The organism is Caldisericia bacterium (assembly GCA_030018355.1).
Lineage (GTDB): Bacteria > Caldisericota > Caldisericia > B22-G15 > B22-G15 > JAAYUH01.
Map to the genome: position 1 here is coordinate 260,490 of JASEFN010000001.1, position 19,701 is coordinate 280,190.

At 30.8% G+C, this 19,701-nt stretch carries 17 protein-coding genes; 5 read left to right on the forward strand and 12 right to left on the reverse strand.

The window, feature by feature from the left end:
* The first annotated feature begins 1 nt into the window (after position 1).
* From ligA to hutU, 4 genes are read left to right on the forward strand one after another with little or no spacing between them, the layout of a single operon-like run.
* Positions 2-1,999: an NAD-dependent DNA ligase LigA gene (ligA, locus tag QMD25_01255; protein ID MDI6860629.1), complete on the forward strand. Its 1,998-nt coding sequence runs from the start codon at positions 2-4 to the stop codon at positions 1,997-1,999.
* Positions 1,986-4,202, forward strand: a complete 2,217-nt coding sequence (locus QMD25_01260) for a C25 family cysteine peptidase (protein ID MDI6860630.1) — start codon at positions 1,986-1,988, stop codon at positions 4,200-4,202. Before ligA ends, QMD25_01260 begins: the two co-directional genes overlap by 14 nt.
* Before the next feature lie 9 nt (positions 4,203-4,211).
* Complete coding sequence (locus QMD25_01265; GenBank protein MDI6860631.1) at positions 4,212-4,553, forward strand: roadblock/LC7 domain-containing protein; 342 nt, start codon at positions 4,212-4,214, stop codon at positions 4,551-4,553.
* Positions 4,554-4,568: 15 nt separating this feature from the next.
* The gene (gene hutU, locus QMD25_01270; GenBank protein MDI6860632.1) at positions 4,569-6,224 is read left to right on the forward strand and encodes a urocanate hydratase; all 1,656 of its coding nucleotides are present in this window, start codon (positions 4,569-4,571) and stop codon (positions 6,222-6,224) included.
* Here hutU and QMD25_01275 read toward each other — a convergent pair.
* The gene (locus QMD25_01275) at positions 6,221-7,645 is read right to left on the reverse strand and encodes a radical SAM protein (protein ID MDI6860633.1); all 1,425 of its coding nucleotides are present in this window, start codon (positions 7,643-7,645) and stop codon (positions 6,221-6,223) included. The two genes, hutU and QMD25_01275, sit on opposite strands and share 4 nt — an antisense overlap.
* A gap of 71 nt (positions 7,646-7,716) precedes the next feature.
* Complete coding sequence (locus QMD25_01280; protein MDI6860634.1) at positions 7,717-8,949, reverse strand: PLP-dependent aminotransferase family protein; 1,233 nt, start codon at positions 8,947-8,949, stop codon at positions 7,717-7,719.
* A 168-nt stretch (positions 8,950-9,117) separates the two neighbouring features.
* On the opposite strand from QMD25_01280, the gene QMD25_01285 reads away from it, so the two are divergent.
* Positions 9,118-9,852: an N-acetyltransferase gene (locus QMD25_01285; protein MDI6860635.1), complete on the forward strand. Its 735-nt coding sequence runs from the start codon at positions 9,118-9,120 to the stop codon at positions 9,850-9,852.
* A 26-nt stretch (positions 9,853-9,878) separates the two neighbouring features.
* On the opposite strand, the gene QMD25_01290 is transcribed toward QMD25_01285, so the two are convergent.
* From QMD25_01290 to QMD25_01335, 10 genes are all read right to left on the reverse strand, one after another.
* Complete coding sequence (locus QMD25_01290) at positions 9,879-10,952, reverse strand: lipoate--protein ligase family protein (GenBank protein ID MDI6860636.1); 1,074 nt, start codon at positions 10,950-10,952, stop codon at positions 9,879-9,881.
* Positions 10,900-11,592, reverse strand: coding sequence for a DUF5714 domain-containing protein (locus QMD25_01295; protein ID MDI6860637.1), 693 nt, complete (start codon positions 11,590-11,592; stop codon positions 10,900-10,902). Before QMD25_01295 ends, QMD25_01290 begins: the two co-directional genes overlap by 53 nt.
* A complete protein-coding gene (locus QMD25_01300) occupies positions 11,582-11,905 on the reverse strand; it encodes a hypothetical protein (GenBank protein MDI6860638.1) in 324 nt (107 codons plus the stop codon). Before QMD25_01300 ends, QMD25_01295 begins: the two co-directional genes overlap by 11 nt.
* Before the next feature lie 42 nt (positions 11,906-11,947).
* Positions 11,948-14,320: a molybdopterin-dependent oxidoreductase gene (locus QMD25_01305; protein ID MDI6860639.1), complete on the reverse strand. Its 2,373-nt coding sequence runs from the start codon at positions 14,318-14,320 to the stop codon at positions 11,948-11,950.
* Positions 14,321-14,332: 12 nt separating this feature from the next.
* Positions 14,333-14,791 carry a (2Fe-2S)-binding protein gene (locus QMD25_01310; protein ID MDI6860640.1) on the reverse strand — a complete coding sequence of 153 codons (459 nt, stop codon included), beginning with the start codon at positions 14,789-14,791 and terminating at the stop codon, positions 14,333-14,335.
* Between the two features lie 9 nt (positions 14,792-14,800).
* Positions 14,801-15,697, reverse strand: a complete 897-nt coding sequence (locus tag QMD25_01315) for a xanthine dehydrogenase family protein subunit M (GenBank protein MDI6860641.1) — start codon at positions 15,695-15,697, stop codon at positions 14,801-14,803.
* A 64-nt stretch (positions 15,698-15,761) separates the two neighbouring features.
* On the reverse strand, positions 15,762-17,399 hold the full coding sequence (locus QMD25_01320; protein ID MDI6860642.1) for a cyclase family protein: 1,638 nt from the start codon (positions 17,397-17,399) through the stop codon (positions 15,762-15,764).
* 28 nt (positions 17,400-17,427) lie between these two features.
* Positions 17,428-18,672: a DUF1116 domain-containing protein gene (locus QMD25_01325; protein MDI6860643.1), complete on the reverse strand. Its 1,245-nt coding sequence runs from the start codon at positions 18,670-18,672 to the stop codon at positions 17,428-17,430.
* A 25-nt stretch (positions 18,673-18,697) separates the two neighbouring features.
* The gene (locus QMD25_01330) at positions 18,698-19,510 is read right to left on the reverse strand and encodes a cyclase family protein (GenBank protein ID MDI6860644.1); all 813 of its coding nucleotides are present in this window, start codon (positions 19,508-19,510) and stop codon (positions 18,698-18,700) included.
* 11 nt (positions 19,511-19,521) lie between these two features.
* Positions 19,522-19,701, reverse strand: a complete 180-nt coding sequence (locus tag QMD25_01335; protein ID MDI6860645.1) for a fdrA domain protein — start codon at positions 19,699-19,701, stop codon at positions 19,522-19,524.

Here is a 19,701-nt window from a genome sequence, read left to right on the forward strand (position 1 = left end):
GATGGAAGAAAAAGAAAAGATTAAAAGAAAGATAGAAGAATTAAGAAAATTAATTGAATATCACAATTATAGATACTATGTTCTTGATTCTCCAGAAATTTCTGATGAAGAATATGATAAATTGTTTAGAGAACTTGTTGAACTTGAAGAAAAATATCCTGAGTTTAAATCAGAAACTTCACCAACAATGAGAGTCGGTGCTCCTCCTTTAAAAGAGTTTAAAACAGTAAAACATGAAGTTCCTATGTTATCACTTGATAATGCATTCAATGAAGAAGATTTAATAAATTTTGAAAAAAGAATTAAAAGAATTATTGGAGATATTGAGATTGAATATACAGTTGAACCTAAATTTGATGGTTTAAGCATCACACTAATATATGAAAATGGAGAATTAAAAAGAGGGGCAACAAGAGGAAATGGAATCGAAGGTGAAGATGTAACTCAAAACTTGCTAACAATAAAAACAATTCCAATTTATATTGAAAATCCACCAAAATTATTAGAAGTCAGAGGCGAAGTTGTAATGTTTAAAAAAGATTTTGAGGAGTTGAATCTTGAAAGAGAAAAAAGAGGAGAACCTCTTTTTGCTAATCCAAGAAATGCAGCGTCAGGTTCTGTAAGACAACTTGATCCTAAAATAACAAAAGAAAGAAAGTTACACTTTTTTGCATATTATATAGCAAAAGCAGAAGGTATAAACTTCAATACACAAGATGAAGTTTTAAAATATTTAAAAGATAAAAAATTCATTGTACCACCTGACTATGAGGTTTGCAAAGGGATAGAAAAGGTGATTGAAAAATGTTTATGGTATCAAGAAAAAAAGGATGAATATCCTTTTGATATGGATGGAACAGTTATAAAAGTGAATAAATTGGATTTACATGAAGTCCTTGGTACAACAACTCATGCACCAAGATGGGCAATTGCTTATAAATTTCCAGCAGAGGAAAAAGAGACAATTGTTGAAGATATAATTGTTCAAGTTGGAAGAACAGGTAAATTAACCCCTGTTGCTATTCTTCAACCAGTTTTTGTTTCTGGCTCTACTGTATCGAGAGCAACTCTTCATAATGAAGATGAAATAAAAAGATTAGATGTAAAAATTAAAGATCATGTAATTGTTAGAAAGGCTGGTTCTGTAATACCAGAAGTTGTAAGAGTTTTAAAAGAGAAGAGAACTGGTAATGAAATAGTTTTTGAGTTTCCAAAAAGTTGTCCTGTTTGTGGAGGAGAAGTTGTAAGATTACCTCAAGAAGTTGATTATAGATGTACAAATGCATCTTGTCCTGCACAAATAAAAGGAAGAATAATTCACTTTGTATCAAGAGATGCAATGGATATCGAAAATATTGGAGAATCTCTTGTTAATCAACTGGTTGACAAAGGTCTTGTTAAAGATATAGCAGATCTTTATTATTTAAAATATGATGAATTAATTAAATTAGAAAGGATGGGGCCAACTCTTGCAAATAAAATTTTAAGAAATATTGAAGCATCAAAAGATAGACCACTCTCCAGACTTCTCTATGGTTTAGGAATTTTTCATGTAGGTAAGCATATAGCACAAATATTGACAAAAAAATATAAAAATATTGAAGATTTCTTTAATCTTAAACCCGAAGATTATATGGAAATTGAAGGAATTGGACCTGAAATTGCTCAAAGTTTATACTCTTTCTTTAAAGAAGAAAAAAATAGAGAACTCATTGAAAAACTTAAAAAAGCAGGAGTTAAAACAAGTGAGATTAAAGAAGAAAAAGAAGGAAAATTTAAGGGATTGAGATTTGTGTTTACAGGCGCTCTCGAAAGTATGTCAAGAAAAGAAGCAGAAGATCTTGTCAAATCCTTAGGAGGAGAGGTTGCTTCTTCTGTTTCAAAAAATATTGATTTTGTTGTTGTTGGTAAAGACCCAGGTTCAAAGTTTGAAAAAGCAAAAGCACTTAATTTAAAAATAATAAATGAGGAGGAATTTCTAAAACTTGTTAAAGAATAAAATATTTTTAATAACTATACTTTTCTTTTTACTTTTACCAAAAATAACTTTTTCTCAAGAAATAGAAAAAATCTGTTCATTTAATGAAAATTTTAAAATTATTTCCCAAAATTCAATTTTAGTTAACATAGATGGAGAATTTGAAAAAGATCTTGTTGGTCTTTTTTATAAAAACATTAAAATTTACTATGAAAGTAATTTAGAGTTATCAAGTTTTAAAATTTTATACAAAGAGATTAAAAAAGTGGACCTAAAATTAAAACTTGACATTAAATATGGAAATAGCATTCTTGTTGAGAAAATATTTTCTTTTTTACCTAAGGAAAATGTAATTTTTGTTGGAAATTTTAAAAAAGGTGAGGAAAAATTTTTATTATTTAAATATTATCCTTTTATATATAATGAAACAACAAAAGAAAGTTTTATATTAAAGAGTTTTGATATAAAAATATATTTTAAAAGAAAATATGCTCCTTATTTTTATAAAAAAACCTTCCAACCCGAAACATATGTAATTATTGGTAAAAGTAATTTAAAAGATGCTATTGACTTTTTTATCAAAAAAAGATCTCAAGATGGCTTCAATGTAATATATAAACCTCTTGAAGATTTTTTAAATGGCGATGTAAAAATAAATATAAGAAATTATTTAAAAGAAAATTACAAAAGCCTTAACATAAAATATCTTTTACTTATTGGAGAAAGCAATGTTATTCCTTATTTTAAAGTGTATCCATATAAAAACCAATCTGTTTTAACAGATTTTTTTTATAGTGAATTAACAAGTGATATTGATTTAGACAAAGATGGAAGACAAGGAGAACCTATTGAAGACAAAATCGACTTTTATTCTGAAATTATGGTTGGAAGAATACCATCAAGTGAAATAAATTTTGTTAAAAAGGTTCTTGATAGAACTCTACTCTTTGAAACTTTAAACAACAAAAAGAACATTCTTATGGCTGGTGCAATTTGGAATTTTGAAACGACTCTTTTTCCTTTTACAGATGGGGCAGAATCATTAAAAACAATTTTTAATGAAATATATAAAATTAATGGTTTCTCATCGATTCTTCTTTCAGAAAAAGAGGGTATTAAAAAATCTGTAGCCTCAGATATTTCACTCTCTTATGAAAATTTAATATTATATCAAAATGATTTAAAGCCTGCCATACTTTTATGGCAAGGTCATGGTTATATTAATTCAACATTTAGAAAAATTTGGTTAGAAGATTTAAATCAAAATGGGATTTTTGAAGATAGTGAAGGAAGAGAGATTAAGTTTGTTGATATAGATTCCTTAATTTCATTTAATAAAGATTATCCATCTATTATTTTTATGGGCTCTTGTGATAATATGAAGGGAATAGAAAATTCTCTTGCATATTCATTTATAAAAGATTATGCTGTGTCGGTTATTGCCTCAACAGATACAGCATATTATGGTATAGGGTGGAATGGATTTAATGGAGGATGGTTACAAAGTTTAATGTATTCATTTTCAGATTATGTAAAAGATGGAAATTCTGTTTCATTTTCACTTGCTAAAGCAAAGGAGATCTATTTTGAAAAATTTATAAGCCCAATTCAAGTAGAAGAAAGTTTTGCAAATATATATGTTTTCAATATCTTTGGTCCACCAGAAATAAATTTAAAGACTGAAAATAAATTGATAAAAACAAATAGCATAATAACAAAAGAAAATCAAATATTTAAAGTTGATTTTAAAATTACTAACAATTTCAATACAATTAAAGGTTTAATTGAATTTAATAAAGATCTAATAAAACTTTTTAAAATTGAAAGCAAAAACTCCTTTAACTATTCATTTATTGATGAAAATAAGATAATGTTTAAAATAGATAAAATTTTAGATAAGGATCTTTTTTCAATGATCTTTTTTGGTAAAAACCCTGGAGAAACAAATATAATTTTAAGGGGTATTGTTGTAGATGATAAAATTTATTATGATATTATTGAGTCAAACAAAATTTTTATTTTAAAAAAGAAATTTTCAAAATATGATTTAAATGATGACGGAAAGGTGGACGGTGTTGATTTAATTGAATTTTCAAAATCTTTTGGGTCTCGTTTTGGTGATACTGATTACAAAGATTTTTGTGATTTTACAATGGATGGAAGAGTTGATGGATTAGATTTAATTGAATTTTCAATAAATTTTGGAAAAATTTTTAATTTTTAAGGAGGAGAAATGGAAGAGATTTTAAAAAAATTAAAATCACTACCTGGAGTAATTGGAGTAATGATTGTTGAGGCTGATGGACTTCTTATAAACAGTTTAGTTGATTCAAATATAGATCCTGAAGCAATATCAGGATTGTGCGCCTCAGTATTTAGAAATTCAAGATCAATTCTTTCAACTACTAATTTAGGAGACCTTGAAATTGCAATGCTTGAAGCAGATAATGGTAATTTATTTATAAAAAGAGTGGAAGAAGTTTTTCTAGCACTATTAACAAAAAAAGACATTAATTTAGGACTTATAAGATTATCTATTAAAAATGCATCGAAAGAATTAATCTCCTTTTTATAAAAAGGAGGGATAATTATGAATGAGTATAAAGAGATAAGAGCACCAAGAGGAAAAGAATTAAACACTAAAGGTTGGGGGCAAGAAGCAGCATTAAGGATGCTTATGAATAATCTTGATCCTGATGTTGCAGAAAAGCCAGAAGAACTTATAGTTTATGGTGGAACTGGTAAAGCAGCAAGAAATTGGGAGGCATTTTGGAATATTGTAAAGGCATTAAAAACACTCGAAAATGATGAAACTCTTTTAATTCAATCTGGAAAGCCAGTTGGTATTTTTAAAACCCATGAATTTGCGCCAAGAGTATTAATTTCAAATGCAATGCTTGTTCCAAAATGGGCTACTTGGGATGAATTTAGAAAACTTGAGGCAATGGGTCTTACAATGTATGGTCAAATGACAGCAGGAAGTTGGATTTATATTGGTACTCAAGGAATTCTACAAGGGACTTATGAAACTTTTGCTCAAGTTGCAAAAAAACATTTTAATGGTTCTCTAAAAGGAAAATTTGTCTTATCTGCAGGTCTTGGAGGAATGGGTGGAGCACAACCGCTTGCAATTACAATGAATGAAGGAGTTTGTATAATAGCAGAAGTGGATAAAAATAGAATTGAAAGAAGAATTAAAACTAATTATCTTGAATATTATACAGAGTCTATTGATGAGGCGATTAAATTAATGGAAGAGGCGAAAAATAAAGGAATACCAAGATCAATTGGTGTATTAACTAATGCTGTAATTCTTTATAAAGAACTTTTAAGAAGAGGAATAATTCCAGATGTTGTTACAGATCAAACATCTGCACACGATGAATTAAATGGCTATGTTCCATATCAAATTGATTATAATGAGGCTCTTAAATTAAGAAAAGAAAAACCAGAAGAATACATTAAACTCTCTTATGAATCTATAATTGAACATGTTAATGCTATGGTTGAATTTCAAAAAAGAGGTGCAGTTGTATTTGATTATGGAAATAATATAAGAGGACAAGCCTTTAAAGCAGGGTATAAAGATGCATATTCTTTTCCAGGTTTCATCCAAGCCTATATTAGGCCATTATTTTTTGTTGGTAAAGGACCTTTTAGATGGGTTGCTTTATCTGGAGATCCTAATGATATTTATTTAACAGATGAAGTTGTAATAAAAGAGTTTAGTTATGATGAACATCTCGTTAGATGGATAAAAATGGCGAGAGAAAAAGTAAAATTTCAAGGACTTCCTGCAAGAATCTGTTGGCTTGGTTATGGAGAAAGAGAAAAGTTTGGTTTAATCATAAATGACCTTGTAAGGAAAGGTAAAATATCAGCACCAATTGTTATTGGAAGAGATCATCTTGACACAGGATCTGTTGCATCACCAAATAGAGAAACAGAAGGAATGAAAGATGGATCAGATGCTATTGCTGACTGGCCAATCTTAAACGGACTTTTAAATGCTGTTTCAGGTGCCACATGGGTTGCAATTCATCATGGTGGAGGGGTTGGAATTGGTTATTCAATACATGCTGGAATGGTCATTGTTGCAGATGGAACTGAACTATCTGATAAAAAACTTAAACTTGTTTTAACTTGTGATCCTGGAATTGGTATTGTAAGACACGCAGATGCAGGATATGAAGATGCTATAAAATTTGCAAAAGAGAAGGGTATAAAACTTCCAAGTATCTATTAGAATAAAGAGTTTTTTACCAGTTTAAATCCATAATAAATATAATTTTTAAGAGTTCTTGGATTTTGTCTAATTAATGTTTTAAATATGTAATTTGGTCTTAAATAAAATTTTAGAAGAGCCTTTTTTCTTAAAGAAAGAACTTTTTCTCGAGTTAAATATTTTGTTCCACCAATTGGATTTGAGAAATAGTTGTGACCTTCTATATCATTTTGAAGCAAATTTTCTTCTTTCATCATTTTATAAAGTTCTGTTCCATAATAAGGAGTTGCAATATGAAATTCAACAAAATCAGATGGAATTTTTAAAGAAAAGTTAATAGTTTCCATTATATCATCTTCATTCTCCCATGGAAATCCTATTATAAAAAAAGAATAAATTTTAAAACCAATTTCTTTTGCTAGTTTAACAGCATTTAAATTATCTTCTACACTCACTCCTTTTTTCATAAGTTTTAAACTTTTTTCACTACCAGATTCAAGACCAAATGCAATTAAATAACAACCCGACTTTCTCATCCACAATAACATCTCTTTATCAATTGGTTTTGTTCTTGAATTTGCAACCCACTTCACTTTTAAATTTCTTTTTATTATTTCCTTTGAAATCTCAATAACCCAATCTTTATCAATAGTGAAAGTATCTGCTCTTAAAAAGAAATTATCAATTTTATATTTTTTAACACACTCTTCTATTTCATCCACTATATTCTTAGGACTTCTTTTTCTAACAATTTTGCCAGAAACTATCGGAGCAAGACAATAGATACAATTTCCAGGACAACCTCGAGATGCTTGAATTGTTGCAATTGGTTTATCTGTATCGGGGTTTTTATAAAGTTCATTTCTAATAAGATCCCTTGCAGGAAAAGGGAGAGAATCAAGATCTTCTATAAATGGCGGGTTTTCGTTTTTTATCCAAAATCCATTTTTTTTATAAATTAATCCCTTAACTTTTTCTAAATCTTTGCTTCCTTCATAAACTTCTAAAAAATTTTTCAAAACATATTCACTTTCACCATAAAAAGCAAAATCTAAATATTTATAAATTTCTTTATTAAAAGAAGACAAGGGTGCTGTTATAAAATGAGCACCTTCTGCAATTGTAATTATATTTTTGTCATACTCTTTAACAAGTTTAAAAATTTCTAAATCCTTTTCAATTGTTCCTGTGGTTATACTCATTATTATCATTTGAGGGTTAAATTCTTTCAAATCTTTTTCAAAACTTTTATCTTTTTCAACTGGATAATCTCTAACAATTACTTCCTTTTTGTATAATCTCAAGATAGAAGCAAGATATAGAAGATTATTTGGAGGTCTTATAGAAATTGCACTACCCCCTTCAATGTCTGCCTGACACCTTTCTTCTCCTCTTTGAAATTTACCAATTGGGGGATTCATTAATAAAACTTTTTTAATCATTATTTAAATTATATAAAAAATTAAAAAGAGGAGAGTTTTATCTCTCCTCAAAAATTAATTTAATTTTAAAATTATTTACCTAATTTTCTTTTAAGTAAATTTCCTAATCTTTTTATACCTTCTTCAATCTGTTCAAGTGTTGGAAGTGAGAAGTTAATTCTCATACAGTTATGTATATTTCTATAAGCATAAAATGATGCACCTATTACATACGCAACCTTTTCCTCTATTGCTTCATAAAATAGTTCCTCAGTATTTATTGATTTTGGACATGTGACCCATATGAATAACCCACCTTCTGGTCTTGTAAATTTTACTTCTTCTGGAAAATATTTTTCCATACATTCAATCATTACATCTCTTTTCTTTTTATAATGAACTTTAACTTTTTCAAGATACGGCTCAAGATAACCTCTTTTTAAAAATTCATTAACAATATACTGAGTTATTGATGGTGAACATAAATCTGCCGCTTGTTTTGCAATAACAATTTTCCTTATTACTTCAGGATCTCCAACAATCCAACCTAATCTTAAACCAGGTGATAAAATTTTTGAAAAAGTTCTTAATGTAATAACATGTGTCCTATTCATTGAAATAAGTGATGGTATGGAGACGCCTTCAAATCTTACCTCACCATATGGATCATCTTCTATAATTGGTATTTGATATTTTTCAGAAATTTCAATCAATCTTTTTCTTCTTTCATAAGATAAAGTAACTCCAGTTGGATTATGGAAATTTGGAACTGTATAAATAAATTTTGGCTTAATTCTTTTTTTAAAAATTAATTCTTTTAAAGTTTCTTCAAGAATTTCTGTATCCATTCCATCTTTATTTATTCTTATATCAACATATTGAGCCTCAAATGCATTAAATGCTTGAAGGGCACCAAGATATGAAGGAGACTCAACTATAATAGTATCTCCTGGATCAATAAATACTTTTGCAACTAAATCTAATCCTTGTTGTGATGCAGTTGTAATAATAAGATTATCTATTCCAATATCAACTCCTTCATTTTTCATTCTTGCAACAAGTGTTTCTCTTAACTCTTTTAGACCTTCTGTAACTCCATATTGAAGAGCATCTTTTCCATAATTTTTTAATACAAAATCTGTAACTTCATTAATCTCATCTGCTGGAAATAGTGTCGGATCAGGAAAACCACCTGCAAAAGAGATCACTCCTGGCTGTTTTGCGACTTTTAAAAGTTCTCTAATCTCTGAGGCCTTCATACTCTTTGCTCTTGTTGCATAAACCCTCTCCCACTCAATGCCAATCTCGTTAGGTGTTACCCCCATAGGTCACCTTCCTTTCAAAGATATTGTGATTCATTAATGCCTATAAAATTTTATCTAATTGAAAATAATTTGTCAAGAGAAAAATTTTCTCTTGAAATGTTAATTTTTAAACATATAATAATTTTTAGTGTTATATTATATTATATTTAAAAACTTAAGGAGGAACATATGAAAAAGCAAGTCCCAACAAAATTAAGAAAGTCTGAGTACACATTTGATGCTGAGTGGCTTGAGGGAATGTTACAAGCACCATTAAATGCACCCCCAATGAAACCATATTACACAGAGATTACAAATAAAGAGGGAAATAAATTTCAAGTTTTAATAAGACCCATTAAAGAGGAAGAAATTGACCCAGTTTTAAATTTCCTCAAATTAACACTTGATGCAGAGTATGATTTTTATGATATTGTAGGTGCAAGAGTTTTTGCAGAACTTCTTGCAATAAAAAGAAAGAGAATGAAAGATGAGTATTTCTTTGTAGGTCTTCATGACGGAAAACTTCTAGGAATTGCAAATGGAAGACTTATGAATGAAGATATAAATATTTCACTTCATACAATGACATTTGAAAGACAAATTAATGCTGGAGCAGTTCTTTTTTATTCAAAAGCATGGTATACTTTTGAGGTTTGCCATCAGCAAGAATTTTGGGCAACATTCGAAAGTTACAATGGATGGGTTTTAGGTGGACTCAGAATGGCTCTTCCAACATATCCATGGCCAGACTATCAACATGAATTAGGTGGAGCAAAAATTTATTATCTTACAAAAAAGATGTGGGAAGAAGAGATAAGAGATAACTATCTCCAACAAGTAATGAGAGGATTCTTTAAGGAAGCACCAGAAGAATTGATTAAAAGAAACGAAAAACTTATTGTTCCAGATAAACTTGAAATTTAAAAAAAGTAATTTAAAAGGGGGTAGTTCTACCCCCTTTTATTTTTTATTTCGTTTATAATCTCAATTAGTCCATTTTGCAACTCTGAATTTAAATTTAAACTTTTTATTATATTTATTGCCTCATCATAACTTCTCATATTTAAATTATTTTCTAACTCTTCAATTTTTTCTCTTTCAGCAATTAAAAAATCTCCATAAATTTTTATTTTCTCTATCTTTTCTTGGAAATTTCCTCTTAATATAATTAAGCCACTCCTAATTTTTTTAGTATAAATCTCTTCAAATTCTTTTTCTTCTCCAAAAGTCCATTCCCAATTTTTATACTTTTTATTATAAAGTTCAAACATTAATTTTTTTTCTTTTTTTGTAATTTTTCCTTTAAATAAACTTACATTGAATTTTTCTTTAAAAGCATCTATAAAATTTTTATACGCTTCTTTTATTTTAACTTTTCTATTCAACTCAATTGAAATAGTTGTTAAAGCATCTTTTAAACTCTTAAAATTTTTATCAGAAAATTTAGGTTTAATAAATTTTAAAACTTTTGATAAAAACTCGAGATCCATATCAACAAGAATTGTACCAGTATAAGATATAGAATCTCCAATCTTTGTAAAAGAGGAGCCAAAAATTTTTTTATCATTCACTACTACATCATTTAATCCTCTCCTTTTTCCTTCAATTCCAAATTTTTTTAAAAATAATATAATTAAATTACTAAATTCATTATAAGTTTCTTCTTCACTCAATTTTGATAAGAAAGTACCGTTTCTATATAAACATGTAAACATAAAACTTCCTAAATCTTGATAAACTGTACCACCAAGATTATGCCTTCTAACTATCTTAACTCTATTTTTTAATGCAATATCTACATTTACAGTATCATATGGATTTTCTAAAAATCCAATAAGAACACTTCTTTTAACTCTTCTCAATCTAAGAGTATTTGGAAAAGAGTCATTTTCATCCATTAGTCTCATCATTGCTTCTTCTAAAGCATAATGTTTTGCTGGATCAAAAATTTTATCAATTATTAATCTAAAATTATCCCCCATAAAATTCACATCTTTCTTTCTTACACTCTTTATTATCTTCACTAAATTCACATATAATTTCTTTAGGTAAACCTAAATCTCTATTAAACAACTCTTTAAAATATTTTTCTAAAATTTTTAAACCAACATAAATTGATTCTTTACAACACCTTGGGCCACCTCTTTTTCCTAATTCTTCAAGACACTCTCCTGTTGCTCTCAAAATTATACTTCTTTCTTTATCACTTAAATATGTTGCTTTAAGTAAAGTTGATAGAGTAGCTCCAACACTTGAACAAACCCCACATGTTCCAATAGTTCCACAAATTCCGTATGGCATAAATGAAGTCCTTTTTATCAATGCAACATTTCTTCGTGAATCCCATTTTAACATCCCTTTATTATTTAAAGAAGTTAAAACAACTGGCCCTAGAACAAAATGGTGCTCTTTTCCAAAAAAATTAAATGATGGATGTCTTAATAAAAGGTTCAAATTTTTTAAAATATCTCCCTCTTTAGTATAATTTAAAAATTTAATAGTTATATCTTCTTGGTTTAAAATTCTACAATCTTCACAAATATAGTGTCCATTTGGACAGATATACTCACTTTTTTCTTCTTTTCCACAATAAATACACTTATAAACTCCTTCTTTTTCTAAAAGTTCACTTTTACAGAGAGGACAATAAAACTTAACTTCCATGTTTTTCAAAATATTCATCAATCATTTTTATGTGTTCACTAACAATGTCTCTAACTTTTTCATATGGAGGAGGATTAGTTGAGGCAACCCATATTCCATCAATAAAAATTGTAGGAATACCAATTGATTTTAAACTTGCTCTAAATCCAGGAGATGAGTCTTCTGGTATAGGTTGACCTTTATAATATATTCTAATTAAAACTCTTTCAGGAAATTCTTCGCTAACTTCCTCAGCAATTCTTAACATCTCCTTACATTTAAAAGTTGGGGGAGATGCAAGATAAAGTTCAATAATTATTTTTGGTTTTTCCATAATATTTAAAATTTTTAAGGGGTCCTTAGAGGACCCCTTGTTTTATTTCATTATGTGCCAGTAATAATCTGGCTCCTTTTCACCCTTTGCTAAAGCAAGAGCAATTTTCTCTGCTGTAATTGGAAGTGCTTTTATTCTAACACCAACAGCGTCTTCAACTGCATTCGCAATCATAGGAGCAGCAGGGATCATTGGATGCTCTGCCATACCTCTTGCACCAAATGGTCCGTCTGGTTGAGCAACCTCAACAATTATTGGTACAACTTCCTCAGGAATATCAAGAGATGTTGGAATCTTATAATCTGTAAAGTTTGGATTTAGTATCTTTCCATTTTTATCAAATCTCATATCCTCATAGAGTGCTGTTGCAAGTCCTTGTAATAAACCTCCTATAATTTGATCTTTGACATTGAGAGGATTTATTGCTTTTCCACAATCTATTGCTTCCACAGCCTTAAGAATTTTAACCTTTCCTGTCTCTTTATCAACTTCAATTTTTACAGCAGCAGCACCAACTGTATAATGAACATTTGGATGTCCTCCTTGGCTTGTTTCTGGATCTTGTAATGCTGAACAAAAATCTACAAAGAATTGACCACTTGCAACAATATTTTGTCCCACATAATATCCATCTTCTTTCATAATTCCATTAATAACAAAATCTTTTAGATCTAATTCAAAATCTGGTTTTAAGTAACATTTTACCTTACCATTTTCAAGATAAAGTGAGTCTTTATTAAAATGATATGCTCTTGATACTACTTCAAATATTTTGTCTCTTGCTTCAAGTGCTGCTCTTTTAACTGCATTACCACTAGCCCATGTAACATGTGATGCAACAGTTTGCCAGTGATATGGATTTCTATCTGTATCAGGAAGTTCTACTCTAATTTTTTCAATTGGAATTGTTAAAATTTCTGCAGCAATTTGAGCCATTGCTGTATGATATCCTTGCCCAATTTCCATACCAGAAACAAGAATATTAACACTTCCGTCCCCGCTAAACTTTAAAAATGCTGTTGTTGAAACGTTTGGAGGCATCGCAGGTGCCTTCCAGAAAATAGCAAATCCTTTTCCAATAGCCTTTTTAGGATCCTTAGACTCCTCTTTTTTACCCCATTCAATCTCTTCAGCAACCTTATCAATTGCCTCAATGAGTCCATTTGGATTCATTGGAGCGCCATAGGCAAGAGAATCTCCTTCTCTTATAGCATTCTTTCTTCTAAATTCAACTGGATCCATGCCAATTGCTTTTGCAATTCTTGTCATATGTGATTCAACTGAGAAAAGCATTTCAGAGTATCCAAAACCTCTATAAGGTCCTGCTGCAGGTAGATTTGTATAAATACAATAAGAATCTATTTTTACATTTGGAATTCTATATGGTCCTGTTGCAGAAAGACCTGAAGCATTAACAACATTAGCACCATATTCTACATATGGACCAGCATCCCAGAAATTCTCAATTTGAAAAGCAGTTATAGTTCCATCTTTTTTAACCCCAACTTTTATTTTCGAAATTACCTGTTGTCTCATGTATGTGTTATAAAATTCTTGATCTCTCCTCCATCTAACTTTTACAGGATTTCCTTTGCAAGCAACTGCAAGAGCAGCAGCAATAACTTCCATTGTTACTCCTGCTTTACCACCAAATCCTCCTCCAACATATGGTGTTATTACTCTTACATCTTTTTCTGTAATACCAAGAGGTGATAATGCATCTGCAATAAGAGCCTTTTGCACATGAGGAGATTGTGAAGAATTCCACAGTGTAAGTCTTCCTGAAAGATCATAATATGCAACTGAAATATGAGTTTCCATACAACAATGAGCATATCTTGGAATTTTATATGTATCTTCGAAAACATAATCTGCTTCTTTAAAACCTTTCTCAACATCTCCTTTTCTTACTTTTCTATGATGTGCAATATTAGTTCCACCCTTAGGGAAAAACCATGGAACATGAGAATATTGACCAAGTTCTGGATGAATAATTGGTGCTCCTTCTTTAATAGCCTCAAGTGGATCAAATACTGCTGGAAGGGGTTCATATTCAACTTTAACCAACTTTGCAGCCTTTTGGGCTATTTTTGGATCTCTTGCAACAACAGCAGCAACTTGCTCTCCAACAAATCTAACTCTATCTTGAGCAAAAATGTATCTATCTTTCATGTATAGACCAAATTTGAATGGAAAATCTTTTCCAGTAACTACCTTCACAACTCCTTCAACTTTTTCTGCTTCACTTGTATCAATCTTTTTTATTAGAGCATGTGGATAAGGTGATTCAACTATTTCTGCATAAAGTAGATTTGGTCCAAAATCAAGATCATCAACATATCTTGCTGCTCCCGTTATTTTTTCTTTCTCATCTATTCTTGGTATATCTTTTCCAACAAATTTTAATTCTTCCATCTTTAACCTCCTCTATTTATTTTTTACATAATCCATAACTGCTCTAATAATTGGAACATAACCTGTACATCTACATAAATTTCCTGAGATTGCCTCTTTAACTTCTTCTTCATCTGGCTTTGGATTTTTCTTTAAAAATTCTTCTAATGTTACAATCATCCCTGGAGCACAGAATCCACACTGAAATGAATTGTGTTTTAAAAAGTATTTTTGAAGTTCTGTTAAACCACCCTTTGAAATTCCTTCAAGAGTTGTAATTTCTTGTCCATCAACCTCAACTGCTAAAATAAGACAACTTCTAACAGATTTACCATTTAATAAAACTGTACATGTACCACAATCGCCTCTTCCACAACCATATTTAGGAGTTTTATCTCCGAGTTTATCTCTTAAAACATCCAATAATAAATCATTAGGTTCAACATAAACACTTCTCTTTTCTCCATTCAAAATAAAAGATATTTTTCTCATCTTCTCCTCCTAAATTAATCTCTCTCCATACTTTGGACCTTTACCATTTAATCTATCAACTGCTGCCTTAAGTCCTCTTTCAAGCATAATCTTTGCCATATGAATTCTATATTCTTTTGTTGCTCTTATATCTGTTATTGGTGAAATTTCTTCAACAATTAACTTTTTTGCTTCTTCAATCAATGAGTCATTCAAATCTTTTCCATTTAAAAGTTGTTCAACTTTTCTTGCTCTTGCAGCAACTGGACCCACAGCACAATGTGCAACTCTATATTCTTTTCCTTCAACAACAAGAATACCAATCCCAACTTGAGCAAGATCTTCACCATTATATCTTCCTAACTTTACATACGCACTACCATTTTTTCTATTTATAAAAGGAATCAAAACACCATAAACAAATTCATCCTCTTTTAAAACTGTCTTCCTTGGCCCTAAAAAGAATTCATTTATATTTACTTTTCTTTCTCCATTTCTGCTTTTTAAAATAACCTCTGCCTCATAGTCTAAAAGTGCAGGGCCAGAATCAAGAGAAGGTACTGCAGAACAAATATTACCAACAAGTGTTGCCCTATTTCTTATTGCAGTTGATGCTACACTCTTTGAGGCCTCCCATAAAAGTGGATAGCGCTCTCTTACAACTTCTGAATCGATTAATTCATTAAAAGTCACAGATGCACCAATAAAGAGTGAGTTTCCATTAAATTTTAACTCTTTGAGTTCGCCTATTCCTTTAATATCAATTAAAACTTCTGGAGATTCAAAACCATCTTTAATTCTCACAATTAAATCTGTTCCACCAGAAAGAATTTTTGCTTTTGTTTTATATTGAGTAAGAAAATCAACTAACTCATCTAAATTTTTAGGTTTTAAATATTCAAATTCATGTGAAATTACTCCTGACATATCTCCTCCTTAAAAATAAAAAAAGCGGAAGGATTTGTATAATCCTTCCGCTTTACTTTTTAAATTATTTCATCTTCCAAGCAATAAACCTACCCCACATTGATTCTGCTTCCATTGCTTTTGCAAGAAAACAGCCAAGATAATATCTACCACTTGGGAGGTGAGCAATATCACCTGCAAGATTTTCTGCATGAACAAGATGTTTTGGAAATAGTTTAAGGTGCATCACTTGATAAAATTCATCAATTGGGTACATTTCATCCCAATCTTTACCAAATTGTTCTTTGAGTTTTCTATTTGCTTCTTCAAAAGTTTTTGGATGCCATATTCTCATAATGGTGTTCATAGGATGATCTGCACTTACTGCATCAACTCCAATCCATTTAATTTTCATATCTAATGCCCATTGAGCAAAATCTGGTGATGGTCCAGGGTGTCTTACCATATATTTAAATTCGTCAGAATCTGGTGAATTCCATCCATATTTATGCCAACCAGTTTTAATTATTAAAATATCGCCTGGCCTTATATCAACGACCTTCTTTATCATTTCTGGTGTATAAACACTGACATCACTTACCATATCTGAAATATCTGCAATTACACCTGGTCCAACCCATTCTTCAAGCGGTGTTTCACCAATTGTTCTTCCAGCTGGATAGAAATGTTTTTCTCCATCCATATGTGTTGCAAGGTGAATACTTGCATTGCAAATTGATGTATTTCTTCCTAAACCAAATTGTTGTTGTCCAACTCTCTTAAAGAACCTAACACTTAGTGGTTCATAATTTAACCATTGTGGTGTTCTAACAGAAAATGGAATTGTAAGATCATATTGTTCCATCTCTTCCATCATTTTAATGAATTCTTCATTATCCATTCCTTCTGGTGCTTGATATGCAACAACTCTTGCCCATGATGCCTCTGTTTCCATAAATGGAATTACACCTGCAAATATCCATGCTCTTTGATTAAGAAGTTTATCTACATCACCACCAATGCTTTCAACAAAAACAAGATGTGATTTTGGAACTTTAATGTGCATTAATTTATAATATTCATCTGGTGGAAACATCTCATCCCACTCTTTACCCCATTCTTTTCTTAACTTTGCTTTTGCTTTTTCAAATTCACCTGCATGCCAATATCTTATTGGGGTATTCATAGGGTGTTCTATACAACCAGCATCAATTCCAACCCATTTAAGCTTCATCTTCATTGCCCATTCGAAAAATTCCATATTTGGTCCTGGATGTCTTACAAGATATCCAAATTCAGAAGATGTTGGTTTTTCCCATGAATATTTGCTATAACCAGTGTAAATAATAAGAATATCTCCTTCTTTTACATTTACTTTTTTCGTGATCATTTCTGGAGTAATTATGCTATAATCTGATACCATATCTGAAATATCAACAATCACTCCTGGACCCGAAAGTTCTTTAAGTGGAATATCTGAAATTGCTCTACCACCTGAATGATATGCTGTTTCGCCAACAAGATGAGTACCAGTTGTGTTACTCCAGTTTAAAATTTGACCATTTGCACCCTGTCCTCCACCATAAGCACCTGTTACTCTTTTAAAGAAATGAACTTCAAGTGCTTTATCATGGGGCCACGGTGGAGTAAAAATACTTAAAGGTTGAGTTAGATCATAAAGTTTTGCTTTACTTAAAGTTTCAATAAATTTTTCATTATTCATATAAAACCTCCTTTTATTTTAATAATTTTTAACCAGCATATTTTTTAGCAAATGCAATGAGAGCCTTCTTGAAACACTCCATTGGAGCATCAAGAAGTCCTGCACCAACTTGACCAACTCCAGGATCTTTATGAGCAACACCAGTATCAATAAATGGGGTTAAATTTTTCTCAACAACTTTTCTTATATCAATTCCAGTTGGAGTACCTCTGAAATCAAAATATGGAATAAGATATGAATTATTTTCACCTATTGTTATTTCATACATCTCAAGGTTTTTCTTAATAGCAAGTTGAGTTGTTCCACCAACAAATTTAATTATTGCTGGTGCTGCAGCAATTGCTAAACCTCCAAGACCTATTGTCTCCATAATAGCACTATCACCCATATCACGACCAACATCTTCTTTCTTAAATCCAGGGAAAAGAAGAACATCTGGAATAGGTGATTCAGTTATAAACCATTCATTCCCCATTCCTGAAACTCTTATTCCCCAATCAGTTCCATTTCTTGTCATAACTGTTACCATTGTGCTTCCTTCAATCCCTTCACATGGCTCAATGCTTGCTTTACAACTTGCCATAATAAAAGGAAGGTAAGCGTGAATATTTTGCTGAATAAATGTTATTGAATCATTTGTATTTTTCAAGTCTTCCATAGTCGCAAGAAGATATGGAACAAGTTTCGAAAATAGAAGATATGAAGCAGCCCTTGTTCTATTATGAAGTTCATCACCCATTGTTAATGCTTCTGCGTTTATAGGTTTTAATTCAATCTTTCCTGCTTTTCTTATTGCTTTTTGTAAAACTGGGAAAAACACATTCTCCATCCACTTAAGTCTTGCTATTACATCTTCTGAATATGCACCCATTCTTAAAACTTTTCCTATACCTTCGCTTAAGTTACAGAAAGCCTTATTACCAAATGCTTCATTTTCTACAACAATAACTGGCATTGACGGAGTAATTATTCCAGCCATTGGTGCAACTGCACTATGATGATGATTAGGCTCAAATATAATTTCTCCTGATGCTGCTAATTTTTCTGCTTCTTCTGGAGTTTTTGCCCATCCTTCATAAAGGATACCACCGATAACAGCTCCCCTTTGAGCTCCACACATTCTATCCCATGTTATTGGAGGACCTGCATGAAGAAACATGTTTTTCTTCATCCCAGGTATTACATCAATTGCTCTCTGAACATCAACCCATACAGGTTGAGCATCAAGAAGTCTCTTAAGAGCCTCTTGATTTGCCTTTTCAATGTCTACCATTTTAACCTCCTTTTAATTTTTGTTTTTATGGTTCAATTGCAATAATTCTACATTGAGAGGATTCAAATTCCATCCCTTTCAATGGAAAGCACCCAATCCAAACTCTTTTATTTTTAACTTTATCTATATCACCACCAAGGTTTTCTGCATGAACTAAACCTTTTGGGAAAAGTTTGAGATGCATAATTTGATAATATACTTCAGGTGGAAACATTTCATCCCAACTTTTTCCATATTTTTCCTTTAGTTTTTTTTCTGCCTCTTGAAACGCTTTTGGGTGCCACTGTCTTATTATTGTATTCATGGGATGATCTGCGCTTCCGCAATCAACACCAATCCATTTAAATTTCATTTTAAGAGCCCACTCATCAAATCCAGGACCTGGCCCAGGATGTTTAACAAAATATCTTACTTCATCTGCTTCAGGTTCATACCATGCATATTTATGATATCCAGTGTTTATAATCAAAATATCACCTGGTCTAATTTCAACTTTTTTCTCAAGCATTTCTGGAAAATACAAATCATAATCACCAACTTCATCAGATATATCAACAACAACTCCAGGACCTATCCACTCTTCAATTGGAACTTCTCCTATTGATCTTCCATGTCCATAAAAATGTATTTCACCATCCATATGAGTTCCGACATGATGACTCATAGTAATTATTTGACCATTTGCACCTTGTCCCATATGTGCACCTGCGATTCTTTTAAAATATTGAATAGAAAGGGGAACATAACTTGGCCATGGAGGTGTATGAACACTTAAAGGTTGAGTCAAATCATACACTTTTACCTTGCTCATTAAATCTAAAAATTCATTTATATTCATCTTTTACCTCCTTATTTTCCTAAATTCATGAGTTTCTTTAGTGCCTCTAGTGCTTCTTCATCACCACCTGCTGGTGGTTTCCAGTCCACTTGAATCACTTTAAAACCCGTTTGTTCTAAACTCTCTTTAAACGAAACTAACCCAACATTTATAACTTTTAATTCTTTTTTAAATAAATCACTAACCGCCAT